The sequence below is a fragment of the Dyella sp. genome (genome assembly GCF_051954575.1).
Taxonomy (GTDB): domain Bacteria; phylum Pseudomonadota; class Gammaproteobacteria; order Xanthomonadales; family Rhodanobacteraceae; genus Dyella_B.
In genome coordinates, this window is sequence record NZ_JBQCHP010000068.1 from 21,685 (window position 1) to 29,086 (window position 7,402).

Sequence of the window (7,402 nt, forward strand, 5' to 3'; positions counted from 1 at the left end):
ATTATTCTTGGTGTAATGAGGGATGCTCATGAATAACTTTGGTAAATGGACAGTTGCGATTGCAATGGCCTGCTTTGTGACCATTGCTAGGGCACAAGACGCTTCTGGGAATGTTGGCGTAGACTTTTCCAAGTTTACAAAGCCCAAAACGGACGTTATGACGCTTGGTCCCGACCTGTTTGGCGATCAGGTAAGTATGTACACGGGTGCTGCAGAGTTCAGGACGATGGATGTGTCCATTCCGGGAAATAATTCCCTGTCTGTTGCGGTTGGTCGAAGATATATAGTTGAAGATAGACATGATGGCACCGGTATGTATCCTGGAATGTTCCTGTACCCGGGGCTGTTTGGCGATTGGGAACTTGATGTTCCACACCTTCACGGAATATTTGCTGCAATCTCCAGTGCGGGAAGTGTCGGCTGGCAGGTATCGACATCCGGCTTGCCAAATCAGCGTTGCTCTGTAGATACGAGCAACTATCTCTCTGCAACGCCACCTAATGAAAACGGCTCGCCTGCCTACCCTTTTTCATCAGCAGAATATTGGTACGGCAACAGCGTATATATACCTGGTGACGGCGATCAGAAGATGTTGGTGATCTCGCAGGGAGACATGGACAGGCCTTCTGATGGTAGGCAGTACTATTGGGCTACAAGTAATAAGTGGGTATTTTCATGCTTAACCAGTACGGCGAATGGTGTGGCGGGAGAAGGCTTTTTGGGTATATCTCCTACGGGTACAAAGTACTGGTTCAATTGGATCGTTGCTCGTCCATATAAGCCTATCCAGAAGCCTTACGGGGTTTGCGCAAATGGATGCGCCAAAACGACACTGAACCGAGAAGAGGATTGGATCTTTCCAACTAAGATACAGGACCGTTTCGGAAATACGGTTACGTATACGTACGATCCCGCAAACCCCTGGCACCTATTGAATATAGTCGCTAGCGATGGTCGCCAAATAAATCTGAGTTACAACCCCGCTGGGCGAATCGCGACGGCTACCGCAAATGGCAAAACATGGACGTATTCCTACGATGCATCCGGGGGCTTAATTGGGGTTTCCTTGCCAGACAACAGCACCTGGTCGCTAAGTTTTAGCAAGCTCGCCCCAGCGGGTATGTCCTACTCGAATGGCGGAGATTGCGGTGACTCGCCAATTCTCAACGGTTCTGCGAATGTGCAAGTAACCTTGACGCATCCCTCTGGCGCGGTAGGCGTATTTACATTCAGCGCCAGGAGGCACGGAAGATCGAACGTTCCACAGTCGTGCGTATATACGGACGGGGGTGGGTCCTATCCCGCGCAATCTGACGTGATTGATGTTCTGTCTATTGATTCAAAACAGATTTCGGGTGCTGGGTTTACTTCGCCTTTGCTCTGGACATATTCGTACGGTCCAGCCAATAGCAGTTACGCACAACAATGCACAACATCTTGTCCCACTACAAAAAATGTAACCGTTACTAATCCAGACGGAAGTTGGGCCATTCATACTTATAGTAATAAGTACAACTCAGCGGAGGGTAAAGAGCTTGAGGTCCAAATTGGAAAAGGAGGCGCCACTTCGAGCACAGAAAACAAGAGCTATTTGCTGGATCCTGGTGGCCAGCCATATCCCGCGCTGATTGGTCAATCTCCATGCAATCGGTGTGATCCGGATGGCGAGATCTATCAACCCTTAAAGTCACAAACCATTAACCAAGACGGTGTCAATTATACGTATACCGTAAATGCGTTCGACGTATTTGCGCGAGCCGTCAACGTGACAAAGAACAATTCACTTGGTTACGCGAAAACTGAGGTAACACAGTATTCAGATAATTTTTCAAGCTGGGTGGTAGGACAAATTGCAAGGACGACCGCTAACGGCATTGAGGTCGATCGTTTCGATTATGATCCTACAACAGCATTACCTATCGATTACTACAGATTTGGGGCGCTAAAAAAGAATTTGAGCTATAACGCAGACGGGACGCTATACCAGATTAAAGATGGTTTAGGTAATACAACTACTTTAAGCAATTGGAAACGAGGCATTCCTCAGTACGCAACTTACGCTGATGGCGCTCAGGAAAGTTTATCTGTGGATGATTCGGGGAACGTTACTAGTGTGACGGACCAGATGGGGAGTACGACTAGCTATAGCTACGATTCGGTTGGGCGCGTGACCCAAACGACTTATCCGAGCGGTGACGAACAACCCTGGTATCCAGCGGTCTATACGTACAACTTCGTGAATACTGCGGAGCGTGGAGTAGCCGCCAACCACTGGCGCCGTACAATAACGAAAGGGACGCTAAGTCAAACCACTTTGTACGATGTTTTTTGGCGCCCAATTCTTAACGACACATCCAACGTTAATGACAGCAGTTCGCACATAAGCTCACGAATCGACTACGACTGGCTGGGAAATAAGGTATTTGTCTCTTATCCAGTCAGCGGAGCGCCTGATATCGGCGCAATAAGCGTGGGAACAAACACCTCCTTTGACGCTCTTAATCGGCCTGTGTCAACGCAACAGACATCTGAGCTTGGCACGCTGACATCATCCACAACCTATCTATCCGGTGCGAAGACACAGGTGACGGATCCTAAGGGAAACATAACTACCACCAGTTATCAGTCCTTTGATACTCCGTCATACGATGAGCCTATATTAATTCAAGCGCCTGCTGGCATTACGCAAACTATTACGCGCGACATATTTGGCAGCGCTACCGCCATTACACAGTCAGGTGCCTATGGAAACGAGACGGACAGCGTCACCAAGACATTGGTCTATGACGCAAACCATCGCCTTTGCCGTACCATCGAGCCAGAAAGCGGAAGTACTGTAGTTGCCTACGATGCGGCTGACAATGTCGTATGGTCAGCCATGGGGCAAAACATTACCGGATCGGATTGTGGTCAAGATCAAGTAGCCACCAGTGCCCGCACTATACGCACCTACGATGCGATAAATCGTGTGAAGACCGTAACGCCGCCAGTGGGGACCCAAGCCACTACGTACTCTTATGATCAGTTGGGGAATCTGTACAGTGCGGTGTCGGGCACCAGTGTTTGGATGGCCAGCCATAATAAATTGGGGCAGCTGACTCGCGAGGCGCTGCAAGTGAACGGACAAAATCCTTGGACAATCGGCTATCAACATGACGGGTACGGGAGCCTAAACGTCATCACCTATCCCGACGGCGAAACTGCGACATATGCTCCCGATGCTATGGGCCGAGCGACCCAGGTGAGCGGCTACGCCAGCGGCGTCACCTATTTTCCTAATGGCCAAGTAGCCGGCTTCAACTTCGGAAACGGCGCCAGCTACGTGGCCGAGCAGAATGCTCGCCAGTTGCTTAGCAACTTCAGCTACGGAATTGGCAGCACGCTAGCGCTCAGCGAGGACTATAGCTACGACGCCGATAGCAACATTACCAAAGTCAGTGACATTGTTAACGGCCAGCGCACCAAGACTTTCAGCTACGACACTCTTAACCGCTTGACTGGCGCAACGGCAAATAATTTGTACGGGACGGAAAATTACACCTACGACCCGCTCAATAATCTACGTAGTCGTTTAACCGCTGGCACGACGCTTACCTTCAATTACGACGCCGCCAATCATCTTGCCAATGTGATGCAAGACGGCAGTGTCACAACCAGCTTCGGCTATGACGTGCAAGGTAATCGAGCCAGCCTTTCCAGTGGAGGTGTCACCAAGCAGTATCTGTTTGATGCTGAAAACCAGCTGCTGCAAATACCTGGCCTGGAGGGTTATGGCTACGACGCAGCTGGTCGGCGAGTGAGCAAGACACCCAATGATCGGGCGCCGACCTATTATTTTTACAATCAGTCCGGTCAACTGTTGTATCAATGGGACAGTGCGGTCGGCACCAGTACCAACTTCTTCTATTTGGGGACAAAGCTGGTGGCGAAAGACGCCCTGGCTGGCGGCGTAAATACGGGAAGCACGGGTGTGTCGGTGCTGTTCCCTCCATCGTACAGCTCAACGGGGTACTACACCGTGAGCTGGTACAACATCACTGGTGCATCCAGCTACGAGCTGCAGTCGGTGGTTAATGGCGTTTGGACAACGATCTACGTCGGTTCTACGAATGGCTATGACATCTCTGGTGCTGCCAGCGGGATTTACCAGTATCGTGTCCGCGCTTGCGCCTCAACCGGTAACTGCGGCGCTTGGAGCGCTCCAGCGGAAGTGACGGTCAACACACAGGCCCCATCGCCTACCCCCGCTCTGGCGCCTCTGTTGATGGTCAATAGATCGGGCATACCTGCCAATTACACTGTGTTATGGACGGGTGTCGACAAGGCGGCAACGTACAACCTTCAAGAGCAGTACAAAGGCGGGGCATGGGCCACTGTCTACAGCGGATCGAACGGTTCGTGGAATGCGACGAATAAACCCATCGGAGGCTACGCCTATCAGGTTCAGGCGTGCAATGGTGCTGGCTGTGGACCATGGTGCCCGGCTGTAACCATTCAAGTTATTGTGGATATGTCACCCATCATCAACTTGATTTTGGACGACAATTAATCGTGCCGGCGCTACCTTGAGCGAGATTGCTGGCGATGATTTCAAATCAGCATGTCTTTTCTGTTTTCAGTGGGGGAGTAGGAATGGTTTCAAGAATCAAACGGCAGCGAGCCTATTTGCTTCTATCGCTAGTTATGGCGTCGCCCGCTTCGGCGCAAACTGGATCTGCACCAGCGCCGGTAACGGTATTTAACGGCGGATGGGCGAATGATGCGTTCTCTCTAAGTACGTCGGCACCGTTTGTCAATCCGGCGCATTGCACAGCTACTGATCTTTACAGCATATATTCCCCGAGCGGCGGGTTTAAGACGCTTCTGGCGACTGCGTTGTCAGTCACGGTCAGTCGACAAAATGTGAGCATCGTTGTCAGTAACACCACATGCTCTGCCGACAATCGACCACTTATCATCGGTATCGGTATTTCTCCATGATTGCGTCCGATACGGGCGGATAGGCTAATGGGTCCGATTGCATATGCAGTCGAAAAGAGGGTGCAATAAGTCTATGAAAATATGCATGCGATTTTTCTTAATCTTTTTTGCTTTATTTATGCCAGTTATTTGCCGTGCGGAACCGACAAGCGGGGCTGTGCATATCATTTCGCTCCGGCCGTACGCCAACGCCAACGGGACTACCGGTGGTCAGGTCTACGTTCGGGTGGATAGCGCTGCGTTCTGTAGCACGGATACATTCATGATCAACCTCGGCTTTGGTGGTGCAAAAGAGATCTATGCAGCAGCCTTGAGTGCCATGGTGGCTGGCAAGTCGGTGCAGTTGGAAGTTGTGGGTACGGGATGTGGGGGATGGGGGACGACCCTTCAATCTATCTATATCTTGAATCAGTAATGTAGCTTCAACTGAGCGTGCCGAGTCCTGCGATTGTCGGCGGTTCGAGAAGGGCTAGGTTAGTGACGGGGAATGAGGAAAGCCAAGAGGGTGCATATGAACAAGCTATTGAATGGATTGCTTTTGTGGCCATTGCTGGCGATCTGTAAATTGGCACTCGCGGGGACCGTGACCTATGTATATACCGATCCGCAGGGAACGCCGCTGGCTGAGGCGGATGCAAATGGCAATATCACAGCGACGTTTGAGTACATGCCATATGGGGCTTACGTTCCATATAGTGCTACATCGCCAAAGGCGGGACCAAGCGGACCTGGCTATATTGGGCATGTAAGTGATCCGGAAACGGGTCTTGTTTACATGCAAGCTAGATATTATGACCCTGCAACAGGACATTTTTTGAGCGTGGACCCTGTTGCCGTGTCCGAGGCTGATCTCTTTAAGTTCAATCGATACGATTACGCAAATAACAATCCAATACTCAATATAGATCCGAATGGCCAGGATCCTGGTTCTCCTTGGTATCTGCGTGTATGGAACAGCATCCGTACTTTCATGGGATCCCCTGAGGGGGGGAGAATGATGGAGAGGATCGGTGCGGGCATGGAGGCGGCGGAAAGTGGAGAAGGAAATGTAGCTGCTGACGAATCGGCCGAGTTAGCTCTCAATGATCAAATAGAATCGCAGGCGATGTCAAAGTCGCAGGCGCCCGCCAACGCAAATCCCATGCAGCGTCCAACGACGCCGATTTCATCAAAAGCTACCACTGGCGGGGCGAAACCAGCTGAAAACTTCGCAGAACCGACGAATGCGCCTCAGAATGCGCCAACCAAACTTCCGCCTGGTCATTCCGTGCGCGTAATGCCGCCAACAAAGCAATATCCAAATGGATATTGGCGTCAGACAAACGAGAAAGGCGAATACATTGATCCTTCAACAGGGAAGATGCCTGGGAGTGTCTCTCGTAGTGAATCTCGCGCTCGAACTCATGTTCCTCTTCCAGAGAAGCAATCCACCCAAGAGGCGCCGCCACCTCCCACTGCACCCACTGATGATTAGTTTGGAGTCGCGAGATGTATAGGCTTAAGAGCACCACCGACCTGTCGTTTCTATCTGACGTATGTATTGAACAGCTTTGTGTAAGCGCAGGAGCACTCACCATCGGCGGAGATAACCGTGTATCGATCAAGATATTCGCCAGCTTTGCTATCAGTACATTGGGGCGGTCATACACACGGTTTAACGGATCGGTAGAAGACGCCATGGCGCTACTTCCGCTCATTGGAGACTGCATCAGGGAGGCTAAGGCAACGGTCGACGGAGGGATGCAGGTGGATTTCAAGTCCGGGGCTGTGCTAATGGTTTTTGATGATAGCGATCAATTCGAGTCTTTTACCATTGAATACGGCGATCTATTGATAGTTGTTTAGTATTAATGCGTATTTCACCGATGTCGAAGCACTTACGCAGGGCATTGATGTAGGTTGCGTTGAGGGCGACTCTAATCTTCTTGTTTTTTTGCTCTGGTCGCTCTCGAGTAAAAAACGCCCGGACGCTGTGCTCCGCCTTTAACCCTAAGGAATCTCTGATTTATTCCTCACTTGAGGCATCATGGCGCTGGACCGCTGTGTGAAGAAGGAAGTGTGATGAAACAGTCCAGCTTTGCCTCCTTGAACTTTGCTACGAAGAAGAAGCAAACCCGGCGAGAGGTATTTCTCGCTGAGATGGAGCAAGTGGTTCCGTGGAACGAACTGGAAGCGCTGGTGGAACCCCACTATCCGACGGAAGGGCGGCGAGGCCGTCAGCCTGAACCGCCCCGGCTTCATCGGAGGCTCCCAATCTTGAGAAGATGGAGCCATGACGAATCAAAAATATTCCAAAGAAGTCCGCGAGCGTGCCGTGCGCATGGTGCGCGAGCATCAGCCCGACCATCCATCAGAGTGGGCCACGATCCAGTCCGTGGCCGCGAAGCTTGGCTGTACGCCGCAAACGTTGCATAACTGGGTA

The 7,402-nt window shown here is 51.1% G+C and carries 5 protein-coding genes and 1 pseudogene; all 6 read left to right on the forward strand.

What is annotated here, in order from left to right; translation table 11 throughout:
• The first annotated feature begins 28 nt into the window (after positions 1 to 28).
• A complete protein-coding gene (locus ACTHNE_RS09380) occupies positions 29 to 4,549 on the forward strand; it encodes a hypothetical protein (RefSeq protein ID WP_440269119.1) in 4,521 nt (1,506 codons plus the stop codon).
• 693 nt (positions 4,550 to 5,242) lie between these two features.
• Entirely contained in the window at positions 5,243 to 5,395 is a 153-nt protein-coding gene (locus ACTHNE_RS09385; protein WP_324944571.1) for a hypothetical protein, read from the forward strand.
• A 96-nt stretch (positions 5,396 to 5,491) separates the two neighbouring features.
• The gene (locus ACTHNE_RS09390; protein ID WP_324944574.1) at positions 5,492 to 6,454 is read left to right on the forward strand and encodes an RHS repeat domain-containing protein; all 963 of its coding nucleotides are present in this window, start codon (positions 5,492 to 5,494) and stop codon (positions 6,452 to 6,454) included.
• A 14-nt stretch (positions 6,455 to 6,468) separates the two neighbouring features.
• A complete protein-coding gene (locus ACTHNE_RS09395) occupies positions 6,469 to 6,825 on the forward strand; it encodes a hypothetical protein (RefSeq protein ID WP_324944579.1) in 357 nt (118 codons plus the stop codon).
• Positions 6,826 to 7,041: 216 nt separating this feature from the next.
• Positions 7,042 to 7,248: pseudogene (locus tag ACTHNE_RS09400) on the forward strand (IS5/IS1182 family transposase); the annotation flags it as partial.
• Between the two features lie 4 nt (positions 7,249 to 7,252).
• Positions 7,253 to 7,402: transposase (locus tag ACTHNE_RS09405; RefSeq protein WP_440269120.1), on the forward strand; the 150-nt coding region annotated here is incomplete at its 3' end.